The 23063-nt window shown below is 54.8% G+C and carries 23 protein-coding genes; 1 reads left to right on the top strand and 22 read right to left on the bottom strand.

Annotation, left to right across the window (positions count from 1 at the left end; translation table 11 throughout):
• Positions 1-34 precede the first annotated feature (34 nt).
• A complete protein-coding gene (locus OCV58_RS03825) occupies positions 35-1750 on the top strand; it encodes an Rqc2 family fibronectin-binding protein (protein WP_154877013.1) in 1716 nt (571 codons plus the stop codon).
• 152 nt (positions 1751-1902) lie between these two features.
• On the opposite strand, the gene OCV58_RS03820 is transcribed toward OCV58_RS03825, so the two are convergent.
• The 22 genes from OCV58_RS03820 to OCV58_RS03715 form a co-directional block, all read right to left on the bottom strand.
• Complete coding sequence (locus OCV58_RS03820; protein ID WP_087477393.1) at positions 1903-2532, bottom strand: class II aldolase/adducin family protein; 630 nt, start codon at positions 2530-2532, stop codon at positions 1903-1905.
• 61 nt (positions 2533-2593) lie between these two features.
• The gene (locus OCV58_RS03815) at positions 2594-4198 is read right to left on the bottom strand and encodes a DUF4153 domain-containing protein (RefSeq protein ID WP_154877012.1); all 1605 of its coding nucleotides are present in this window, start codon (positions 4196-4198) and stop codon (positions 2594-2596) included.
• A gap of 129 nt (positions 4199-4327) precedes the next feature.
• The gene (gene speD / locus OCV58_RS03810) at positions 4328-5104 is read right to left on the bottom strand and encodes an adenosylmethionine decarboxylase (protein ID WP_087477391.1); all 777 of its coding nucleotides are present in this window, start codon (positions 5102-5104) and stop codon (positions 4328-4330) included.
• A gap of 37 nt (positions 5105-5141) precedes the next feature.
• Entirely contained in the window at positions 5142-5633 is a 492-nt protein-coding gene (locus tag OCV58_RS03805; RefSeq protein ID WP_095628847.1) for a metallophosphoesterase family protein, read from the bottom strand.
• Positions 5630-6220: an XTP/dITP diphosphatase gene (locus tag OCV58_RS03800; protein WP_154877011.1), complete on the bottom strand. Its 591-nt coding sequence runs from the start codon at positions 6218-6220 to the stop codon at positions 5630-5632. Before OCV58_RS03800 ends, OCV58_RS03805 begins: the two co-directional genes overlap by 4 nt.
• Before the next feature lie 17 nt (positions 6221-6237).
• The gene (locus OCV58_RS03795) at positions 6238-6912 is read right to left on the bottom strand and encodes a coenzyme F420-0:L-glutamate ligase (protein WP_107195514.1); all 675 of its coding nucleotides are present in this window, start codon (positions 6910-6912) and stop codon (positions 6238-6240) included.
• 13 nt (positions 6913-6925) lie between these two features.
• Entirely contained in the window at positions 6926-7468 is a 543-nt protein-coding gene (locus OCV58_RS03790) for a hypothetical protein (RefSeq protein WP_087477387.1), read from the bottom strand.
• A gap of 59 nt (positions 7469-7527) precedes the next feature.
• Positions 7528-8331: a glutamate racemase gene (gene murI / locus OCV58_RS03785; RefSeq protein ID WP_154877010.1), complete on the bottom strand. Its 804-nt coding sequence runs from the start codon at positions 8329-8331 to the stop codon at positions 7528-7530.
• A 14-nt stretch (positions 8332-8345) separates the two neighbouring features.
• Positions 8346-8771, bottom strand: a complete 426-nt coding sequence (locus OCV58_RS03780) for an acyl-CoA thioesterase (RefSeq protein WP_154877009.1) — start codon at positions 8769-8771, stop codon at positions 8346-8348.
• A gap of 133 nt (positions 8772-8904) precedes the next feature.
• On the bottom strand, positions 8905-9243 hold the full coding sequence (locus tag OCV58_RS03775) for a YkvA family protein (RefSeq protein ID WP_087477384.1): 339 nt from the start codon (positions 9241-9243) through the stop codon (positions 8905-8907).
• A gap of 15 nt (positions 9244-9258) precedes the next feature.
• Positions 9259-10179, bottom strand: coding sequence for a hypothetical protein (locus tag OCV58_RS03770; RefSeq protein ID WP_154877008.1), 921 nt, complete (start codon positions 10177-10179; stop codon positions 9259-9261).
• Positions 10180-10232: 53 nt separating this feature from the next.
• Positions 10233-10985, bottom strand: coding sequence for an SDR family NAD(P)-dependent oxidoreductase (locus OCV58_RS03765; protein ID WP_394802395.1), 753 nt, complete (start codon positions 10983-10985; stop codon positions 10233-10235).
• A 16-nt stretch (positions 10986-11001) separates the two neighbouring features.
• On the bottom strand, positions 11002-11787 hold the full coding sequence (locus tag OCV58_RS03760; RefSeq protein WP_087477382.1) for a sulfite exporter TauE/SafE family protein: 786 nt from the start codon (positions 11785-11787) through the stop codon (positions 11002-11004).
• Positions 11788-11799: 12 nt separating this feature from the next.
• Positions 11800-13176, bottom strand: a complete 1377-nt coding sequence (locus tag OCV58_RS03755; RefSeq protein ID WP_154877007.1) for a divergent polysaccharide deacetylase family protein — start codon at positions 13174-13176, stop codon at positions 11800-11802.
• Positions 13177-13245: 69 nt separating this feature from the next.
• Positions 13246-14406 carry an MGDG synthase family glycosyltransferase gene (locus tag OCV58_RS03750; protein WP_154877006.1) on the bottom strand — a complete coding sequence of 387 codons (1161 nt, stop codon included), beginning with the start codon at positions 14404-14406 and terminating at the stop codon, positions 13246-13248.
• Positions 14407-14516: 110 nt separating this feature from the next.
• Positions 14517-14795 (bottom strand): non-specific DNA-binding protein Hbs, encoded by a 279-nt coding sequence (locus OCV58_RS03745; RefSeq protein ID WP_087477379.1) that lies wholly within the window; start codon positions 14793-14795, stop codon positions 14517-14519.
• 44 nt (positions 14796-14839) lie between these two features.
• On the bottom strand, positions 14840-15847 hold the full coding sequence (gene mazG / locus OCV58_RS03740) for a nucleoside triphosphate pyrophosphohydrolase (RefSeq protein ID WP_154877005.1): 1008 nt from the start codon (positions 15845-15847) through the stop codon (positions 14840-14842).
• Positions 15848-15877: 30 nt separating this feature from the next.
• A complete protein-coding gene (locus OCV58_RS03735; protein WP_154877004.1) occupies positions 15878-17461 on the bottom strand; it encodes a putative polysaccharide biosynthesis protein in 1584 nt (527 codons plus the stop codon).
• On the bottom strand, positions 17454-20744 hold the full coding sequence (gene mfd, locus OCV58_RS03730; protein WP_154877003.1) for a transcription-repair coupling factor: 3291 nt from the start codon (positions 20742-20744) through the stop codon (positions 17454-17456). Before mfd ends, OCV58_RS03735 begins: the two co-directional genes overlap by 8 nt.
• A 138-nt stretch (positions 20745-20882) precedes the next feature.
• A complete protein-coding gene (locus OCV58_RS03725) occupies positions 20883-21629 on the bottom strand; it encodes an N-acetylmuramoyl-L-alanine amidase (RefSeq protein WP_267312781.1) in 747 nt (248 codons plus the stop codon).
• Positions 21626-22534, bottom strand: a complete 909-nt coding sequence (locus OCV58_RS03720) for a PHP domain-containing protein (protein ID WP_154877001.1) — start codon at positions 22532-22534, stop codon at positions 21626-21628. The genes OCV58_RS03725 and OCV58_RS03720 overlap by 4 nt, the downstream gene beginning before the upstream one ends.
• Before the next feature lie 91 nt (positions 22535-22625).
• The gene (locus tag OCV58_RS03715; RefSeq protein WP_154877000.1) at positions 22626-22982 is read right to left on the bottom strand and encodes a molecular chaperone Hsp90; all 357 of its coding nucleotides are present in this window, start codon (positions 22980-22982) and stop codon (positions 22626-22628) included.
• Positions 22983-23063: the final 81 nt, after the last annotated feature.

Below are 23063 nucleotides of genomic sequence, written 5' to 3'. Positions count from 1 at the left end.
AGAGTAATTTTGTAAAAGAACAGGAGTTGTCATTATGAATCTCGATGGCATTACGCTTCATTGCATTACCAATGAATTAAAAGATATATTAAAGGGCGGTCAGATTTCCAAAATATACCAGCTGGACAACCGCTCTCTTTACTTTCGCGTATTCAACGATACGGGAGTCCACCATCTCATCATGACCTTGGATGATTCGCCTCGGCTGTACGTCGCGCGGCAGATGCCGCCGACGCCGGACGTGCCGACGGGCTTGTGCATGTTTCTGCGCAAATATTATGAAAACGGCCGCATCGCCTCGATCAGCCAGCTCCACATGGACCGGCTCATTGAAATCGCCGTCGACGTCCTCGACACGTCGGGCCAGCTGGCGACGCGGAAGATCCACGTCGAGCTCATGGGCAAATACAGCAACGTCATCTTCACCGAAGACGGCGTCATCATCGAAGCCCTCATCAAGACCCGCAAGGATAAGCAGGCCCTGCGCACTATCTTCCCCAAGGAGCCCTATGATTTCCCGCCTAACTTCATGCGCATGAACCCCTTCGACTTTTCCGCCGAAGAATTAGCCGCCATGATGGAAACGGGTACGGACGAACCACTGGGAAAATGGATGCTCAAGCGATTCAATGGCATGAGCACCGTCGTCCTCGACGAGTTGGCCGTTCGAAGCGGCCTCGATAAAAACGCCCTCGTCCAGGACCTGTCGCCGGCCGACAAATTCTCCTGGTGCCGCTGTATCGAACGCCTAGGCCAAGAGCTTGACGGCGTATCGGGAGCCTTCGTCTATATGGTCAAGGGAAAGGAAATCATCTTCCCACTGGAACTGCAAAGCCTGTCCGCCTATCCGCGCCGCCGCTTCTCGTCCATCGAAGAATACCTCGACGACTATCAGGCCGCCAGCAAGGGCAGCCTCAACGGCGAGCAGGAAGACATGCAGAAGCGCGTCGCCAAGCTCATCGAAAAGCAAAAGAAAAAGATCAAGCGCATTTCGTCCGAATTGAAAGAGACGGATAAGATGGATACCTATAAGCTTTACGGCGACTTGCTCATGATTTACGCCTACGAAAAGCACGACCACGAAAAGAGCGTCACCGTCGCCAATCTCCTGTCGGAGCAGCAGGAACCGATTACCATTCCCCTCGAACCGGCCTATTCCATGACGGACAACGCCAATCGCTATTACAAGCGTTACACGAAGATGCGCAACCGCAAGCAGAAATCGGCCGAGCTCATCGCAGAAAACGAGCAGCATCTCCAGTACCTCTACTCGCTGGAATACGCCCTGGACAACATCGGCAGCAAGGCGGAAATTGTCGATATCAAGGCCGAAATGCGGCAAATGGGGCTTATTTCCTCTACATCCAAAGATAAGATGAAGCGGGAATTTTCCCAGCAAATCCTGACAGCCGACGCCGGCGGCATCCCCATCTGGGTAGGCCGCAACAACAGGCAGAACGATTTCCTGACCCAGAAGAAAGCCCATCCCTACGACCTGTGGTTCCACATCAAAAATCAGCCCGGCTCTCACGTCATATTAGCCTGCCACAACGTGACGCCGACAGACGAGCAAATCGAAATGGCCGCCCAGATGGCCGCCTATTACAGTAAGGCCCGCGGCACGTCGAAGGCCGAAGTAGACTGCGCCCTCGTGCGCAACGTCAAGAAGCCGGCCCACGCCGCACCGGGCTTCGTCGTATTTGAAAACCAGACGACCTACGTCGTAGAGCCGAAGGATTGGAGCAAGTAACTGAAACACCTCCCCTGCTGTGAATCCGCTGATGAAAGAGGCATTTTATTAAAAAATCTAAAAAATAACTGGGCACATAAAAACAGCAAAAAGCTGTTCAGCCGATGATAGGTTGAACAGCTTTTTGTATTGTATAAGTTAATCTGAATTGACTAGCGCAGGAAAAACGATGCCAGCTCCTGGCTGCGGCTGATATCCTGCAAAGCCCGGGAATTGACGGCGAAGGCCAGCGACGCCCGGTAGACTTTGGCAACGGCCTCCAGCGTTTCCATGCGGTACAGGGCTTCCTTCAGGTCTTTACCCAGAGCTGTCGCGCCGTGGCGTTCCATGAGAAATACGTTGACCTTCTTGGCGTATTCGGCGCAGGCCTTGGCCAATTCGGCGCTGCCCGGCGCAGCGTACGGCACGGTCGGCACGGATTTCCCCAAGACGATAGCGCCTTCGGTTACAATGGTGCTGGGAAAGGCCAGCCCGGCGACGGTTACGGCGGTAGCGACGATGGGATGAGCATGGATAATGGCGTTGACATCGGGACGAGCCTTATAGATTTCTAAATGAAGAGGCGTTTCCGACGACGGCTTGCCTTCTCCTTTTATCACCTTGCCGTTTATATCCATGACCAGAAGCTGAGACGGCTTCAATTCGCCCTTCGGAAGGCCCGACGGCGTGATGACGATTGTTCCATTGGGATTGCGGAAGCTGATATTGCCGTCGCAGGCGGCGACGAGGCCGGCTTCCTTCATTTTTTCACCGATTTTACACAATTTTTTCTTCGTATCCATATATAACACTCCTTCATGTCCATCTATGTATACTATACCATGACTACGGCCTGAGGCAACTTTATTTTTCCAACAAGATGGCCGATATGGAAATGCTCTGAACGACATCGTCGGCCAAATCGACATTCATCGTGCGTATAAAGAGATAATGGCCATCGTCGGGAAGGAGATACAAATTCGCCACATTTCGGTTGGCCATCTGACCGGCGCCTTCGTACTGCCGGCACAGCTGTTCGGCATAGGGCAGCAGGGAAATCGCTACGTCTCCCCTCTGCGTTTGAACCGTGAGCATGCCATCCTTACCGGCCGTCCTTTCCACGACGTACATCGTCGCGTATCCGGCTACCGGCGCGGCTGTACTGTCATTGATGAAATACCGCGACCGGTAATGGGGGCCGGCATATCGGAGAGACTCCATGACCGGGGACTGCAGAACGGCTTCGACAGCCGGGTCCCTCTGGCCCGTATAGCTCTTCACGTAGCGGTACGTGCTGTATAGTTCTTCTTTGTCTTCGTGAGATAAATCCGCGGCATCTGAGACCACGCCGTTTTGAAGCATTCCCTTTTCTTCCATCATCGCCAATAGCCGCTTTTCCTGACTGCGGTACGGCGTGTCCAGCACATTTAGGGGCGTTACGGAAATGATGAGCGTCATACCAGCGGCCAACAGAAACAGCCAGGTTCCGGACAGACGGCGCAGGGCCGCCGGAATCACGGCAATACCAAAGGCTGTGCAGGCCATGGACAAATAGCGCAGCTCTGTCAATCCATAGGCTTCATGACGAATATACACGCCCCAAAGCTGTACGGCTACGACAGGAAGGAGAAGCAAACCGCCCCATCGGCGGTAACGCAGCAGCCAGGCATGCTTGTCATAACCGCTGCAGGTCAAATAACAAAAGGCGTATACCAGCAGCGCAATGGAAGCAAACCAGTTCATTTTCCCTACAGGCATTTCTCCCTTAAAGAAAATCATGGCGATGTATATGTACAGAATCGCCAGTAATACGCCGTAGACCGGCACGACGACGTAGGCCATGACATTTCCGAAGGGCTTGGACGGCAATGCCGGACATCCCACTTTGGGAACAGACGACAAGAATACGTTCCACCCGACGACCAAAAACGACGCATAGAAAATCAATGCGTACAAGTTGGAAAAAGATAAGGACAGCTGAAGCAGCGTCTGCAGAGCCATGGCGCAAATAGACAGGGATATGTCAGCGACGACGGCGACGCCGACGGCCTGCAGGGCGCCGCAGAATACGCGGTTGAAGGCGCTTTCACCGGCATAATACGTCAGCCAGGCCAGAATACCAGCTGTCAAGGCCAGAAATATACCGGAGCCATATAAGATGATATAGGTCATGTCCTGTACGGCCATCCACGTACCGTACGAGCCAGCCCATACGACAAGGGACGCGCCTTGCCACAGCCAGGCCTTCGTCCCTGTGATCCGGCGCGCTTCCAATACCAGCTGCCACCAGACAGAGAACATAGCAGCAATACACAAAGATATGGCTCCATAGACAGGCCATTTCTCGTCCGACGGCCAGCAAGTCAGATAGGCCAAATCGGCAAACAATAAGATGGAAATGAGGAACGGCACCGTAAAGCGGCGGATACTGTCGACGCTTCGCCGGCGGAGTTGCAGTACTATATTCACAGGAAGCCAGCTCCTTTCTGTTTACATGATGTTACAGGTATTATACCACGAGTATCAAGATTATAAAAGAAAAACTGCCTGCCGTCTTAATTTAAGACAACAGGCAGTTTTGTTCATAAAGATAAAAAATTAACGCATCGTCGGCATGTTGTGGCCGTTGAATATTTCCAGCATTTCCTGATATACGAGCTTGCGGATTTGATTGCGCTGCCGTTCCGTCAGCTGGTCGGCAGTCATGTTGAACAGGTAGTTGTTCAAATCAAAATCCTTCAGCATCATTTTCGTATGGAAGATATTTTCCTGATATACGTTGACGTCTATCATATTATAACGGCTGCGCGTACTTTGGGAAATGTAGTTTTGGATGGAATTAATGCGGTGATCGATGAACAGCTTCTTGCCACTCACGTCGCGGGTAAAGCCGCGGACATGGTAGTCGAGGGTTACGATGTCGGAGTCGAAATTGTCAATCAGGTAATTCAGCGCGTTGAGAGGAGAAATACGACCGCACGTCGATACGTCGATATCGGCGCGGAAAGTCATGATCCCCTTCTGGGGATGGCTTTCCGGATACGTATGAACCGTCAGATGGCTCTTATCCAGATGACAAACTACGTCGGCATCGGCCGGTTCGACAGGCTCTTCTGAAATGAGGATAGTGACGCTGGCCCCCTGGGGATCGTAATCCTGGCTGGCAATATTTAAAATATTCGCGCCGATAATGGACGAGACATTTTTCAAAATATTCGTCAGCCGTTCTGCGTTATATTGTTCATCAATATATTCGATATACTGGCGGCGCGACTCTTCGCTGAGGGCATAACAAATGTCGTATATGTTGAAGCTCAGCGTTTTGGTCAGATTATTGAAGCCATACAATTTTAATTTATTCGTTTTCGTTGCCATTTCATCATACCTTTTCAATAAAATTTCCAAATAAAAGTTACTTTGTCAGTTCATAAAACTGTATATCCGTCAGCACGCCGTCGGCTATGGCGCACACGGCATACGTGCCCACCCTGCCGTCGCGGGGCAGGGAAACGCTGCCGGGATTGACGATGGTCATATCGTCGTCGCGCTGGCAAAAGCGGCGGTGCGTATGTCCAAACAGGACGAGCTGAGCCTCGTGTTCTCTTCCGAGCTGCCGAAGCTTAGCCAGCCGCGCTTCGCCGTACCACTGGTGCCCGTGAACGGCGATGATATTCACGCCGCCGATGGTCACCTTGCGGCACGCCGGCGCGTCGCTCATAAAATCGTTGTTGCCCCTGACGGAATATACGGGCACGCCAGTATATATGGCTAAATCATCGCCGTCGTCGCTGTAATCGCCGCAGTGTATCCACGCCGCTACATCCGGCGCCTGCGATACCATGCGTTCCAGCGGACGAAAGCGGCCGTGGCTGTCGCTGACGACGCCTACGAGGACGGGCTTCATGACAGGGCCTCGACGAGCAGCTCCAGGGCTTTGCCCCGATGGCTGATTTCATTTTTCTCTTCCATCGTCATTTCGGCCATAGTCTTGCCCTTTTCCGGCACGTAAAACAACGGATCATAGCCGAAGCCGTTCGTACCGGCATAAAAATCGCGCAGCACGCCGCTGCAGCGGCCTTCCCTGACGATTTCCCGTCCGTCGGGAAACAGCAGGGCCAGCACGCAGGCGTAATGAACCGTCCGCTTTTCCGGCGGGAAGGCCGACAATTCGTCGATCAGCTTTTGGTTGTTCTTTTCATCGTCACATTCCGGGCCGGCATAGCGGGCCGAATAGACGCCGGGCCGTCCGCCTAAGGCGTCGGCGATGATGCCGGAATCGTCGGCCAGACAGGGAAGCCCGGTGGCCTTCATGTAATACGCCGCTTTCAGGCGGGCGTTTTCTTCAAAGGTCGTCCCCGTTTCTTCCGGCTCCGGCAGCTGAGGACACAAGTCGCGGACGGCTGTCACCGTATACCCCAAGGGTTCCAATACGCTTTTGAATTCCCGTATTTTTCCGGCGTTATGCGTTGCCAGGACGATAGTCTGTTTCATAGTTCCGTCGTCACTCCTTAGTTTGCAGCCGCAGCTTCGGGCTTTTGATGAACGAACTTCGCGTAATTCTTGATTACGACGATAGGAGTCTTCTGCGACGCGTTGCCGAAGGGATTGTCGATAAGAATACGGGCGATTTCACTGGGATTGAGGCCTTTTGAATGGCCGAGGACGGCAGAGCGCTTCAAATCGTTGACGTCAGCGACGCAGGCGCCATAGCAGCCCAGCCGCTGCTTGATCTTTTCCGCTACCTTATCCGGTTCAGCCGGTCCGTAGACGATGCATTTGTCAAAGGGCGGCATCGTGCCCGTGACGTCGTCCGTCAGGGATGCCTGGCGGCACAGCTGGTACCAGACGCCGTTTTTGCCGATTAATTTCGCCAGGAAGCCGATGATGAAGCAGAAGAGCATCTTCCATTCCCCTTCCAGATTCATAGCGGCCTGCATGCCGTAGAGGCTGGCCATGCTGCCCTCGCCGGGAACGAAGCGGCGCATGAGGCGGGCCTGCCACGACGGCGTCAGCTCTTCCGGGCGCGTATAGCGGCGCTGCGTAATCGCTACGACGCTTTCGGCCGTGCATACGATATCGTCGGGACCGACAATATCCTTTGCATATTCTTCAATGGCATCGACAATGTCATCTTTATCCGTAAGGATTCTCGTCTTAATCGGTACAAGTTCTAATTCTGCCATTTCCATATACCTCCTAATGCAGTTCCAATGCGTGCTGTACTTCCGAAGCCTTCAGGGTAATGCGGGCTTTGTGGATGTACCATTCGCTTCTCGACACGACCTGGTATACCAAATCGATGGGCATGTCGGGGAAAGTCTTCAAATCTTCGCGGATATTGCCGCTCTTGCTGACGAGGGCGATGGTGACGCGAAGGCTGCTTCCTTTTCCAGGATAGTAAATGACAGATTCCCAGTAGTTGTCGTCCCGTTCGGCTTCTTTATTAGCCAGCTGCGAATGGACGACGCATTTGTCGTATTGTTCTCTCGGCAGCAGCGTACGGGGATAAAAATCCATGATCGTGCCTAACTGACGACCGGCATTATGAAAGGGAACTTCCGTTTCAAAGACAGCCGTATCAGCCGTCATCTGCTTCAGCTCAAAGGGCTTGCGGCGGCGCGCCTCGATGACGAAGCGGGCGTCGCCCTGTCTCCAGGCAAATAAGCGGAACAGAAGATACAATACGGCGACGATGCCGATAACGGCAATGACGATGTTGATCAATACATACAATAACACGGCGCAAGACTCCTTTTCGACGCCTTATCTATCCGATAAGGCCGTAATTTTCTCCGCCCTCAGGCAAAGGATATTTCTTCAACTGTAAATTCGTTGGCCGGAATGAGATGCTCGGCCAGCTTGCCGCCGCGCCGGGCCTCGGCGGTAAAGCAAAGGCGCAGATATCCCGGCAGGCGGTCGTGATTGAGAAGGCCGCCCTTCTTTAATACTTCCAGCGTCTGCAAGGCCATTTCGTGAGCCGGGTCTACAAAGGCGATCGTATCGCCGCACAGCTCTTCGAACAAAGGCTGCACAAAGGGAAAATGCGTGCAGCCGAAAATGGCCGTATCGGCTCCGGACGCGATGACCGGGGCCGTATATTGACGAAGGGGCTCCATGATCTCCTCGCCGGACAGGACGCCCCGCTCGACGAGATTGGCCAAGGCCGGGCAGGCTTGTTCTACAATTTCGATGTCCGGATCGATGGCCGCAGCCATTTTTTTATGGCTGTGATTGGCAATCGTCAAATCCGTCGCGAAGACGGCGATTTTTTTCTTGGCGCTGATTTCCCGGGCCGTACGAATGCCGCGGCTCATGCCGATGAGGGGATACGGCACTTCTTTCCGCACCGTCTCGTAGGCCACGGCCGTTACGGTATTGCAGCCGATAGCGACGAGCTTGACCTCTTTTTCGCTCATAAAACGCAGTATATCTCTCGTATATGAAAATATTTCTTCCGGCGTGCGCGAACCGTAGGGATTGCGCTTCGTATCGCCGACATAAATGATATTTTCATGAGGCAGCAGCATGCGCAGCTTATTTACGACAGTCAAACCGCCGACGCCGGAATCGAATACGCCGATAGGCTGTCTATTCCGCTCCACTTGTCATTCCTCCATTATTGGGCAGAAGCTTCCTCCCGCTCATACCATGCTTTCAATTTATTGTAGTGCCTGTCATCCAAGCGGGCCACTGTCCCCGTATCCTTATGAGTAAACACGTTCTGCGACGTGCCGACGGCCAGCAGGACGCCGTCTTCCTTGCGCACAATGCGGTATGAATACGTCATCTGGGCCCGCGACAGACGGGTCAGACGCGTTTCAATCACGATGGTATCGGCGTAGTTAATGGGGCTGACGTACTCGCAGGAGACGTTCTTTATGGGAAATAATATGCCCTCGTCCATCAGCTCGAACAAGTCTATGCCGGCCTGTTTCAAATACTCGCAGCGGCCGCATTCAAACCAGCGGATGTGGTTGGAGTGGTGGGCGATTCCCATCATATCGGTTTCATAAAACCGCACTCTTTCCGTAACAGTAACCATGCCAATTCATCCTCCTATATAGCACACTCACATCATTTTACGATGAGTATGTATGTTTGTCAAAGGAATTTCGCCAATTCATGAGAAATAGACAATCCCAACACGGATATCCGTATCGGAATTGTCTATATCGTCACACGTTGGCAAAGGGAAACATGCGGCGTACCTTTTCCAGGTGCTCCGGCTTGACGTACGTTCCGGCCAAGCGCAGGGCCGCCGCTACGACGGCGGCGTCGTCGAGCCAGCCGATGCCGATAAAGGCGTCGGACACTAAATCCAGAGGCAGTATGACGTACCCCAGGGCCCCCATCAGGGCCAGCTTGACGAACTTCGGCGTATCCTTATCCTGCATGCAGTAAAAAATTGTCATCAGCTTGGGCAGGAAATGAAGGCGCCGTCCCGTTCCCCGTATAAAGCGAATAAATTTTCCCGGCGTATAAAAACGGGCGAAAAAGCTCAGCAGTTTCCACATACGCATCGTCCCTTTTTAATCCAGCGGAATCTTGGCGTCTTCTACGGCGGCCTTGACCTGTTCTTCTACCGTAGTCTTTTTCTCTGTTTCCGTTGTTTCGGCTGCCGCAGCCTGTTCTGCCGCGTCGTCGGCAGCTTCGGCCGCCGTTTCTGCAGCGACGGCCTTCGCCGCGTCTTCCGCCGCTTTTTCTTCGATAATTTCTTCTACTAAATCGTCCTTATGGCGGACATTGTGGTATAATTCCTGACCTTTTTCCTTGACGTCCTGGAATTTTTCCGCAGCCGTACCGCCCCACCGCTTGATGAAATCGACGGTTTCGTCGCCGAGGGGAACGTTTTTCAAGGGATTTTCACGCAGGCGGTCGACCTGTTCGCGTGCTTTGTCCTTCCATTCGCCCATCATTTCGACGTACGGCGTCATGTCGCTGGGCATGCCGTCCTTCATCCAGCGCTGCGTCACGCGGCCCAGGCTGTACGTAATGCCTACGGCTACGGGAACCTGAATGACGCTGAACGGGATGAGCGTCGTAAGCAGGGTGCCGATCATGCGGCTGCCGACGGCGCCGAGGAAGGCGATGAGGGCCCGTTCGGTCAGCTTGACGTTGTAAATGCGGGCGATGCGGCTGACGAGATATACTTCGTTCGCCATGAGAGCCACCGTTCCCAGCAGCGGTGCGACGACAATCGCACCGGCGCGGGCCGCCGCCCAGCGGCACAGCGTCTCGACTTTAACGTCTACATCGTCTGTAGACTGCTCAATCGTCTGGAGGACCTGCAGGGCCATTTCGCTTTCGCCGCCGGGAATTTCCTGATCGGCCGCAGCGACGGGCTCAGCTTCCTGAGCCGGAGCCTGACTGGATTTCAAATCGGCCAATTCCTGTTTCAGCTTGGCAATTTCTTCCTGCAGCTGTTCTACTGTTTTAATTTCTTCTGACATATATACCACCTCATTTGCGCAAATTTGATGAGTTAATTTATTTTCCCATGTTTTTACCAGCTTGTCAAACCGCCGTCGACGGGAAGTGCCGCAGCGGTGATAAACGACGCGTCGTCGCTGAGCAAAAAGGCGATGGCCTTCCCCACTTCCTGCGGTTTCGCCAGCCGGTATAAGGGGTACTGTTCTTTCATGGATTCTATCGTCCGGGACGGGTCGCCTTGCAGCTGCTTTTCCAAGAGCGGCGTTTCTACGTCGCCGGGACAAACGCAGTTAACCCGCACCTGATGGGGCGCCGCCTCCAGTGCCAGGGATTTCGAAAAAGCCACGACGGCCCCCTTCGTCGCGCCGTAAACCGAGCAGGCCACGTTTCCCTGCAGGCCGGCGTCGCTGCTTACGGTGACGATGCTGCCACAGGTCTTTTTGAGATACGGCAGAGCATATCTGCACAAAGAAATCGTGCCGTACACGTTGACGGCAAACATCTTCCACACCTGTTCATCGTCAGTATATTCCAGCAGGCATTCTTCATAATATCCTGCCGACGTAACGAGGCCGTCCAGCCGTCCAAACTGACGAACCGTTTCGCCGATCATGCGGCGGCAGTCCTCGTCATTGCCTACGTCGCCGCTCATATATACGGCACGGCTGCCGGCGTTCAAATAGTCCAGAGCCGCCTTGCCCCGCTCAGCGCTGCGGCCGCTGACCGCGACGGTCCAGCCTCTTTTCAGTAAAATTTCCGCTGCCGCTAGGCCGATGCCCGACGTGCCGCCGCTGATGAAGACCGTTTTCTGAGCAGATTCCATCATCGCATTTCCTCCTTCGCTATAGTAATCCGGCGTAATCCAAGGCCAGCTTAACAATTAACACGGTCGTCACGACGAGCATAATCGCCCGGACAAAGGCCGTACCGCGCCGTATCGCCAGACGGGAGCCGAAATATGCGCCGGCAAACAGGCAAACGGCCATCGCCGCGCCGTAAATATACAATATTTTTCCCCAGTATACGAGGAGGACGAAGCTGGTCAGATTGCTCATCAGGTTCAGCACCTTGGCGTTGCCGGCGGCGATGATGAAATCAAAGCCCAGGGAAACAAAGGCCACGATGAGAAAGGTTCCCGTGCCGGGACCGATGAAACCGTCGTAAAATCCGATAGCGCCGGCTGCGGCCATGGCTAAGGCCAGGTTCTTCTTCGTCTCGCCCTGATACGTATTGACCGCTCCCATAGAGCTTCCCCGGCTGAAAACAAAGAGAATCGTCGCCACCAGGGCCGCGATGATAATCGGCTGGAGCCATTGGGCCGACAGGTGAAGCATACAGGCGCAGCCCAGCACGGCTCCAACGAAGGTACAGGGCAGGGCTATCTTCATCAGGTGGACGTCTACCTTGCCGGCCCGCCAGAACTGCCAGGCGCTCATGACGGCGCCGAAGGTAGCGGAAAATTTATTCGTACCGATAGCCAGATGGGGCGGCATGCCCGTCGCCAGCAGCACCGGCAGGGAAATAAGGCCTCCGCCTCCGGCAATGGCGTCGACGAAGCCTGCCAAAAATCCGCCGCCCATGACGAATATCAGAATGTATATAGAAATCGTACTATCCCCTATATCCATAGTCTTCCCCCGCTACGACATCAAGTCCGTTACAAATACGATGTCGACGCCCTTGGCATGGAGCTCATCGACCATTTCGCTGAGAGCCTGCGCCGTATTCGGCCGGCAGTGGCCGATGACGACGGCGCTGCCGTTTCGTATCGCCATGTCTCCGCCCTGACGCAGCCGTTCTTTAATAGAAGCCACATCGGAATCATTGTCGATGAACAGGTTATTGCGGCCTGTCATGACGCCCATAGCCGAGGCAGTCTGCTCGCCTACGGAGGCGCTGTTCGTGCGGCTGTCGAGGAAGGCCAGCCCGCGCTGCCTCATAACGGACATGACGCTTTTCATGATGCGTTCGTCTGCCGTGGCCATTGATCCCTGGTGGTTGTTCATGCCGACGGCATAGGGCACCTGATCGAGGATTTCATTAGCCGTAGCCTGAATCTTGCTGTCGCTCATGTCGCCGCCGATAAATATTTCTTCCGACGACGTCGTGTTCAGAGGCTGCATGGGCATGTGCACAAATATCTTGCGTCCCGCGCTGTAGCCGCTGGCGGCGGCTTCGGCTGTATGAGCCTTATACGGCATGACGGCATATGTCAGCGGGACGGGAATGGAATTCATACGCGACAACGTATCGAGGTCGACGCCGCAGTCGTCAATAACGATGGCCAGACGGCCCTGTACTTGAGCCGGATGACTTTGCTTCGGCTCAGTCTGCTCTGGCTTCGATTCCGTTACAGCTTTCTTCGTTTCTGCCTGTTGCTTCTTTTCATCGTCAGGCGAAGACGATTCTGTGAATATGTCCTTTATATTCTTGACTAAGCCGCCCTTTTCCTGCACCGGCAAAACGTACAGCTTGTCCGTCACCAGGTACAGCGGATCGCCGTCGAGGGTATCGAAGTAAGCGATATCGTATTCCACCGCGTCCTTCCCGTCGAGCTTCGTCTGGGTCACCCGGTATATAGACGCTTTGCCGCCGCTCTTTTGCAGGAATTTTTCCAATTTTTCCCGGGAGAAGGGCTCAGACGGCGTCACGGCGGTGCTGCGCGTCGTCCAGTAAATCGCGCCGCCCGTCGCCTGCCGGTCTTCGCTCCGCTCTTCGCGCTTCAGCTCCTGTACGTCGGCCCCCTGTTCCTTGAGCCAAGCCGCAATGGCATCGCTTAATTCCTGAGAAGTATCTGTATATACGGCGTCTTTTCCGTCGTCGCGAACCGTTTCAATCTGCTCCATCTGCCGATCCGACGACGGCTCCCTGCCCGTGTCCCTGTCGCCGGCGAGCCAATACGCACCGATGCATAAGGCAATAAGGCACAGCAGGACGATCCACGGCCGCGATGACGAGCGTTTGGGGCGGCGCGGCTGTCTGGTCTGGCGGGGCCGCCGTGTAGTAGTCTGTTTCACTTGCCATTCCTCCTATAAAAAGAGCCGGATGCTGCCTCCATAGCGAAGACTATGGGCCATCCGGCTTCGTTATATTGATTCGTGAGAATATTCGCTGCCGCAGACCGACAGGGATTCCTCATCGTCCGGAAATACAATCTGACGAATATGAGTCGCAATAATACGCGCTCCGTCGCGGTGGCACGACACGCTGGCCTCTGACATAGCCTGCAGTTTTTCCGGGTGCCGCAGCAAATCTGCCGTAATGACGGCCAGATTTTCCTGACCCTTCGCCCAGCGGGCGCAGCCCTTCTCCTGCATGTACATGGCGTTCGCCTCTTCCTGTCCGGGAATAGGGCTGTACAGCACCATCGGCACCTGAACCGTCGCCGCTTCCGTACAGGTCAGCGCTCCCGGCTTCGTGACCAGAAGGGCCGCCTTCGCCATGAGTTCGGCAATACGGTTCGTATAGCCCAGTACCTTGACGGGATGGCGCAGTTCGCGGCGAAGCTGATAAATTTCATCGTATAAATCGGCGTTATATCCCGTAACGACAGTAAAGCTATCGACATCGTCCAGCTTGTCAAGGCGTACCAGAGACTGGCGGATAGACCCCATGCCCAATCCGCCGCCCATGATGAGGACGTTTTTGTTGCGCTGATGGTCTTCATCCCAGCGCCACGTGCCCTGCTTAAAGGCGCTGCGGACGGGAATTCCCGACACGGTAATCTTCCGGCCGTCGATGCCCTGCTCGGTCAGCAGCTTTTTCAGGGGAGACGCGGCAACAAAATACGCGTCGATCTGCGGGTATACCCACAGCTGATGAATGGCAAAATCCGTAATGATGCCGGCGAGGGGAATCGTTAAGCGGCGCTGACGCTTGAGCAGAGCCGCCGCGCCGGCCGGAAACGGATGGGTGAAGACGAGGACGTCCGGCTTCTTGTCGGCTAAAACGCGCAGCATGCGGCGCTTCAGCCCCCAAGAAATGAGCGTCTTAACTGCCATGCCCTTCTTATAGCCCTGAGAAGAGTAGTACATCAAATCGTATAATAAAGGGAATAAGTCCAGGATTTTGATATACGTCTCCTTGACGATATTATCGATAGACAAGACGTCGTTAGAAAGAAAATCGACGTGCTCTACCTCCCAGTCGGCAGGAATCGTTTTCACATATTCTTCTATTGCGCGCGCTGCCTGCGTATGTCCTGTGCCGATCGACGCCGACATGATCAGGACCTTTTTCTTCGTCATACAAATCCCTTCTTTTGGGTAGAAGATACGATTACCTTACTATCTCTATGTTACGACAAAAATCAAGTAAAGAAAAGGGCCGTGTACTATGCGGCCCTCGTTTTACGACATTATTTATTGTTGACCAAGTCTTTTAACTGTTTGCCAGCTTTAAATGCCGGTGTCTTGGAAGCTTCGATCTGAATCGGTTCGTTGTTGCGCGGGTTGCGGCCTTCACGGGCTTTGCGCTGGCGAACTTCAAAAGTGCCGAAACCGATAATCTGTACTTTATCGCCTTCGATCAGGCTTTCGCTGATGGCTTCAAATACAGCCTTTACCGCTTTTTCAGCATCTTTTTTCGTCAGATCGGATTTCTGTGCGACACTCGCAATTAATTCTGTTTTGTTCATTACAAGTCCTCCTTTATTTGGTTACATCTATCTTCACAGCCAACCTATTCCCCGTCGCCGCAGCCGCGCCGTTCCAAGTCCTTGGCTTCCTTCCAAAAGGAATCCAGTTCGTCTAAGGAAAACTCGTTCCACGAACGGCCCGATTCCTTAACGCGCTGCTCGACGTGAGAAAACCGGCGGCGAAACTTGCTGTTCGCTCGATGTAACGCGCATTCCGGCTCGATATGAAAATGCCGGCATACATTTGCAAAGACAAATAGCACGTCGCCCGCTTCTTCTTCCGCGTGGTCTCCGTCCTGCTCCTGCAGGGCCTCCTGAAACTCCTGCCATTCTTCGCCCAGCTTAGCCAGCACGTCTTCGTCCTTATCCCAGTCGAAGCCGACCTTGGCCGCTTTTTCCTGAAGCTTATAGGCCTGCAGCAGAGACGGAAGTCCTTTGACGACGCCGTCCAGCATCTGGTCATGATGCTGGCGCTTTTCGCCCTGCTTTAATCTATCCCAGTTTAACACACTCTCACCCTTGTTTTCAAGGCTTTTTTCGCTAAAAACGTGGGGATGGCGGCGAATCATCTTTTCCGTAATATCGCGGACGATATCCTGAGCGGAGAAAAGCCCTTCTTCTTCGCCGATGCGGGAGTGAATGACGACCTGATACAGCACGTCGCCCAGTTCTTCCCGCATTCCCGCGTCGTCGCCCTGGTCGATGGCGTCGAGCATTTCGTATACTTCTTCCAGTAGGAACCGGCGCAGAGTCCGATGGGTCTGGGCAATATCCCACGGGCAGCCATTCGGGCCGCGCAGCCTGGCCATGACGTCTACGATAGGCGCCATATCGAAGGGCATGTGCCCCTGCGCCGCTTCCTCCTTCAGCGCGTCATCGATCATCTGGCGGACTTTTTCGGCCATAGCCGGTCCGCCCGGCACGGTATGCACGACATCTCTCACATACGACGTCTTGACTAAATAGTCCACGACAGGCCGGTACGTTTCTTCAAACGAACGCTCCCAGCCAGCCGCATCCGTCCCTAACGGAATGATTTCAATAGTTCCCATGACGTATCCCCCTTTCAGGCTTTTTCCAAGTTATTTTTCCAGCCTGCCGAGCAGCGATGACACCTTCGCGCCTACGACAGGCACGCGGCGAAGATCGTCGGCGGCGACGGCGCGGAATAAAAACAAACAGAGGATATATATGGCTCCGGCCGCGCTGATCGCGGCGAGCGTTGCCCCCGTATTGCCCAAAAACAGCAATAATCCGTGATATGCAAACCAGGCCGTCCCGGCCATAGCCGCAGCCGACAGGAACAAGCGGGCAACATATCCCCACTGCACGTGGTACGCAATGAGCCGATGGGCAAAATACAAATTTAAAATCGTCGCCACGGCTAAGTCGATATTCGTAGCCCAGGCCGCACCGACTTCCCCCAGCCAGGGAATCGCCGTCAAATGCCAGCTGAATAAGATTTTAAATACAGCGGCAACGGCCATGTTGAGCAAAGGAATGGCCGTATGCCCCATGCCTTGGAGCAGGCCGCTCGTAATCTGCTGCACGCCGATAAAAAAGACGGATATGGACAGCACGCAGATAGCCGGGCCGGCCTCAGGTGTCGCGTAGAGCATCTGCGAAATCGGCACGGCCAATACGGCCAGGCCGCAGCAGCTCGGCACCGTGATGATGTTGGCGATGCGCATAGCCGTATGGGCCCGCTTCAAGACCAGATCAGTCTGTCCCTTGGAATAGGCTGCCGAAACGGCCGGCACCAGGCTCGTCGCCAGGGAAATCGTCAATATCGTCGGCAGCTGGACAAGGCCGTTGGCCATGCCGGTGAGATAGCCAAACAGCGTCGTCGCCTCGTGTATCGTATATCCGGCCGCCTCCAGCCGCTGCGGCACGATAAACAGGTCGATGCTCGCTACGGCCGGCAGCAGCATGTTCGCCGCTGCGACGGGGACGGCCAGGACGGCAAGCCGCCGGATAACCGAAACGGCCCGGCATGGCGCAAACTGCCCCTCGTCAGCCGGCAAGGGCGCGCGGCTGTGACGGTAATACAAGAAGGCTATGACAGCCAATCCGGCCGCCGCCCCCGGCACGGCGCCGAAGGTAGCGCCAGCCGCCGCGATTTCCAATCCGTACGGAAACAGCAGCCAGGCCAGGACAAGCATCGTGCACACGCGGACAAACTGATCGACCATCTGCGACACTGCCGTCGGCGTCATGAGCTGCAGCCCCTGGAAGTAGCCGCGGAAACAGCACGTTACGATGGAAATTGTCAGGGCCGGCGCGAGCACCAGCAGGGGCAGGTACGCCCGGTCATCGCGGACCAGTCCGTAGGCAATCAGGGCCTTCGCCCCAAAAGCCATGACGACGCCGCAGCCTAAGGCTGCCAAGGTCATGACGGCCAGGGTAATATGGAAAATACGCTTGGCGCCGCTGTAGTTCCCTTTAGCCGTCTGTTCGGCTACCATGATGGAGACGGCAATCGGTATACCCGCGCCGGCAATGCTGAGAAATAAGATATACAAGGGATAGGCCATCTGATATAAGCCGATGCCTTCGCCTTCCAACAGCCGGGACAACAGGATGCGGTTCGCGCCGCCGAGTATCTTTACGACGATACCGGCGACGGTCAGAACCATAGCGCCTTGCAAAAAAGAAGTTTTACTCAAGGGGATTCCCCTTTCTCAGCTTCGAAAACGTAGTCAGCAGCTCAGCGAGCAGCGTCAGTATATCCGGCGTATTAGCCAGGGACACGCGCAGCATCAGCGGATTCCCCGGCACGGGCCGCACGCGGCGGCGCAGGGACAGATCCAGCTGATTCGCCTTGGGAAGCAGGTTTGGGTACTGCCATTTGAATTCCAGCACGTCCCGCTTCTGCGAAATCAAGACGATGTGCTGCTCCTGGGCCTGCAAGCGCAGTTTCGTCGCCTGTAGCAGCGTCTGCACGGGCTTCGTCGGCTTGCCGTATCTATCTTCCAGTTCCGCCGCCAGGGCGTTGAGTTCCTCTTCAGTCCGCAGCAGGGCCATGCGCTGGTACATTTCGATTTTCTGGCCGCCGTTGCTGATATACTCGTCGTCAATAAACGCGTCGACATGGATTTCCATAACCGTATCCTGCCGTTCCGGCTCGGCGGGCTTGCCGGACTGGGCCTTGGCAATGGCCTCTTCCAGCATATGGCAGTACATGGCGAACCCGACGCTGGCAATGTTGCCGTGCTGTTCCCGGCCCAGCAGGTTGCCGGCGCCGCGGATTTCCAAATCCCGCATGGCAATCTTAAAGCCCGATCCCAGCTCTGTAAATTCTTTAATAGCCTGCAGCCGTTTTTCTGCCACTTCCGACAGCACCTTATCGCGGCGGTACAGGAAGTAGGCGTAGGCCATGCGATGACTCCGGCCGACGCGGCCGCGCATCTGGTACAGCTGGGACAAGCCGAAATGGTCGGCATCGTACACGATAATCGTATTGGCGTTGGCCACGTCCAGCCCATTCTCTACCAGACTGGAGCACAGGAGCACGTCATATGTTCCTTCGTAAAAATCAAACATGATCTGCTCCAGCAGCGTGCCCGCCATCTGGCCGTGGGCGATGCCGATGGTGATATCTGGCAGCAGGGCCTGCAGCTCGTCCTTCATCGTCTCGATGGACTCGACGCGGTTATAGACGAAAAATACTTGTCCGCCCCGCCGTTTTTCACGCATGACTGCGTCGCGGACGATACGGGCGTTGTATTCCGTCACATAGGTCTGCACCGGCAGGCGGTCCGTCGGCGGCGTCTCGATAATGCACATTTCCCGCAGGTTGACCAGGGACATGTGCAGCGTCCGGGGAATCGGCGTCGCGCTCAAGGTCAGCACGTCGATATTGGCGGCCCAGGCCTTCCATTTTTCCTTCTGGGCCACGCCGAAACGCTGCTCTTCGTCGACGACGAGCAGTCCTAAGTCTTTAAATTTTACCTTCTTATTCAGCAGGCTGTGCGTGCCGATGAGGACGTCGACGTCGCCGCGGAGCGTACGGGCCAATATATCCTTCTTTTCTTTATACGAGCGGAAGCGGTTCAGCACGTCGCAGGCTACGCCGAAGGGTCCGAACCGTTCGCTGAAGGTCTGAAAATGCTGCTGGGCTAATACGGTCGTCGGCACGAGGACGGCGACCTGCTTGCCGCCCATGACGGCCTTGAAAATGGCCCGCATAGCTACTTCTGTCTTGCCGAAGCCTACGTCGCCGCAGACGAGGCAATCCATGGGAAAGGGCTTTTCCATGCTCTTCTTGATCGTCTGGACGGCCCGCAGCTGGTCGTCTGTTTCTTCATAGGGAAAGGCGTCTTCAAATTCCTTTTGATAGGATGTATCGGCCGGAAAAGCGTATCCCGGAACGATTTCCCGCTTAGCGTACAAAGCGACGAGCTTTTCCGCCAAATCGGTAATCGATTTCTGGGCCTTTTTCCGCACCTTCTGCCATTCGTTGCCGCCCATTCGGTGCAGCTTCGGAGTCGTCCCTTCATTTCCGATATAGCGCTGCAGCAGTTTCAGCTGATCTGTCGGCACGTACAGGATATCCTGGCCGGCATAATGGATTTCCAAATAGTCCTTATGCACGCCGTCCAGCTCGATGGTCTTAATGCCTTCGTACCGGCCGATGCCGTGGGACTCGTGGACGACGTAGTCGCCGGGCTTCAGGTCCGTAAATACGTTGATTTCCTGTCCCTTGGCCGCATGATGGCGGAGGCGGCGCTTTTGCATGCCGTATACGTCCCGCTCGGCCAAAACGACGAGCTTGGCGTAGGGAAGCTCGAAGCCGCTGCGGATTTCGCCGTCTGCTGTGTACACGGCCCCTTTCTGCAAGGGTTTGTCTGCGGCATACAACTGCGGCTCCACGTCCTGCTGACGGAGCCAAGCTGTCAAAGACGCCGTCCGCTCGCGGCTGCCCAATACGAAGAGAACCGTATTGCCGTTTTTCTGCCAGTGGCTCAGCTCATCCTTCAGCAGGGTAAACTGCTTTTGAAAGCTTGCCATCATCTTTGCGGCGAAGCTCGACGAAGAGTCAGCCGGCATGTCCGGCACGGATTGGGCCATAAGGGACAGCATGATTTGACTAGCCGCCCGTTCTGCCGTCACAGCCTTCTGCCAGGGACAGAGGCGGCCTTTATAATCGTCGGACTCCTTCAAAAGCTTTTTCAGGCTTTCCCGTATCCGGTTGGGCTCGTCCCAGATTATGACGCCGTCGCCGATGTAATCGAGAACCGTGCAGGCCCGTTCGTCCTGTTCTTCTTCCAGTGAAATCGGCAGCAGGCGGACCTGTTCCACCGCTTCCTTCGACTTTTGGCTGTTGACGTCGAAAAAGCGCAGGCTGTCTATGTCGTCGCCGAAAAACTCGACGCGCAGCGGGTCCTGCTGGTTGACCGCATATATATCAATAATATCGCCGCGAACGGAAAAATGACCGCGCCGCTCGACGAGATCGACTCGCTCGTACCCGCCGTCTACGAGACGCTGCAGGAGCATGTCCCGTTCATACTCCGCGCCGGTCTTTATATCGACTGCGCCGTCGTCAATGCGCTGCGGCGGCAGTACATACTGAAAAGCTTCCTCCGCCGTCGCCAATACGACGCCGGGCCGGCCTTCGCGCAGAAAACCGAGAACGCGCATCTGCTGCGCCGACCGTTCGATGCTCTTCGCCGTCGTCGTAAAGACGGCTTTGTCGACAAAAGGAAAATCCAAAACCGCCATGTCGGGCAGCCAGAACTGCAAATCGGTCTGCCAGGCCGCGGCCTGTTCTTTTCCCGGCACGACGAGCAGCGCCGGCCCCTTTATGTCTGCCAGCGCGTTTCCCGTAAAGGCGCTTTTTGCCGAGCCGCCCAGCCCGTAAATGCTGTGCCGCCCGGGCAGATGAAACTGCTCTGCCGCCTTTTTAATATTTTCATCGTCATTCATCCATTGAAATACTTGATTCATTGCTTGACCTCATAGAAAATGGGGCTTTAGACAGTACGCTAAAGCCCTATTTAGTAATGTTTTACGTTGTCTTACTATATACACGGTTTGTATTATATCATATTTTCCGGCTAAACGCATAGGCATGACTTGCCGGGATTACCGGTCTTTCTTGAGAAGCTCCCATATATCGGCGTCTTCCAGCTCTTTTTCTGCCGTCTGCACCTTGACATCGCGGCGTATCTGCGGCAGCAGACGGTATAAGTTATCGCCAGGGCAATCCGTCGCGTTCACGTCGTGATGGCCTTCGATCGTCGTAACGCCCGCCTCGATATCGTATACGCGGCACAGAAACACCAGGAGCCGCTCCAGCGAGGCAAGCTGTTCAGCCGTCGGCCGTTCCGTATCAAAATTCCCCGTTACGTTGATGCCGACTGTGTCGAAATTATGGCCCTGAGCATGGGCTCCTACAGCAGCCAATGGACGGCCTCGTTCAATCGTACCGTCCTTTCGGATGACGTAATGATAGCCGATACCGGCCCAGCCCTTCGCCAAATGGGCCTTGTGAATAGCCTCTGCCGACGTGTCGCCGGACGGCACGCCTACATGATGAATGACGATCCCTTTCGTATCGGGCCGCACCAGAAGCGGTTCGGCAAAGGAAAAATTCGTTTCGACAACAGGAATGTCTTCAGCCGGGCTTCTGTCAGCAGCGGAATCATATCGGCGCATTTCTTCTTTTCCGCTAGCAGACGGCAACTTTCCTTTGTCCGGAATGGCTTGTACTACCTCTGTCTGTACGGCAGCTGCATCTGCCGGCTTCGCCTCAGCACCGGCGACAGTTAAAACTCCCAGCCAGCAGATACAGCAAACCAGCACGCGTATATAAAATTTCACCTGTCTCATAGGCATACGTCCCCGCCTCTGTCCTGAATGATGCGGCACAGCCCGTCGAACGTAGCCTGCGGCGCAGGATGACCGTATTGCCCCAAGCGAATATGCGGCTTAGCCCGTCCGTGATAATCGCTGCCAATCGTAGCCAGCAAATCGTGCTCGTTAGCAATAGCTGCATAAAAAGCCGCCGTATCGTCGTCGTGATAGCTGCAGTACGCTTCGATGCCGTCTATGCCTTGAGCGATTAAGTCTTCCGCTATGTCCCGATTTTGCTTCATATTCGCTCCCGGATGGGCCAGCACGGCAACGCCGCCGTGTTCCTGTATGATGCAGACGGCTTGGGAGAACGGCATGAGGACCATAGGAACGAAGGCCGGCCCTCCCTGGCCGCAGAAATCCCAGCCGAAATTGACATACGGTGCATTGCTGCGAGCGCCGCCGGGCCGGTAGGGGGCCAGCAGGGGATTCCCGTCATTGCGCGGGTCTTCTAACGCCGTTTTAGCAATATTGACCGAAGCGACGACGCCGCTGGAAGCCATGTCCCATATGGCCTGCCGATCCAGATAAATGCCTAACCCTTCGACGGCATCGAGGACCTTTTCGGAAATAGCCAGCCGCTGGGCGTGCAGATCCTGTTCCAATTCGGCAAAGACCGGAGCCTGATAGCGAATGCCATATCCCAGCAAATGGAAATTCTTGCCCTTATGCTGACAGCTGATTTCGATTCCCGGAATAAAGGACAGCTGCAAGGCTGACGCCGCGGCTTTTGCCTCGTCCAGAGCGCCTACGGCGTCGTGATCCGTAACGGCTGCCGCCCGCAGACCGGCGTCAGCGCATTGCCGCATCAAATCAGCCGGCTCAAACTCCCCATCCATGCTGTATTTCGTATGCATATGCAAATCAAGCCATGTTTCCACTATGTACCATCCTTCCAATCTCATATATCAATTTATATCTGAATACTAAAATGACACCGTAGATAGGTGTCATTTAGAAAACTATATTGAATTATAACAGCCTGTCTTTCTTTTCCAAAATTGCAGCAGCCGCCGAACAGGCCGGACAATCACAATATACAGCGCCCTTAGACTGAATATCTCTGGCATGGGCTGCAATAGCTTTCGCCGTTTCTTCGCCGAAAACCTGGACGCCGCCGTCTGATTCAGCAAACTGGATCAGCATGTCGATCGGCATGATATCCCCTTCCAGCTCGGCAATATACTTCTTCGTTTCTTCCGCTTCCTGGTCTGTCCCAACGGCATCAAGCCAAGCCTGGGCCGCGGCTTTCGCTTCCTGGCTGCATGACGGGGCGGCCATAAGCGCATGCGTCTGTTCTACTACAAAATCCAATATTTGCTTATCCATATACGGCACCTCTTTCTATAACGGAATATCCTTACGTATACCTATTATATCATATAACAAAAGAGAAAAAAGACAATTTAC

The organism is Megasphaera stantonii, from assembly GCF_025567065.1.
GTDB classification, from domain to species: domain Bacteria; phylum Bacillota; class Negativicutes; order Veillonellales; family Megasphaeraceae; genus Megasphaera; species Megasphaera stantonii.
This window is presented reverse-complemented; position numbering and strand designations above follow the sequence as displayed.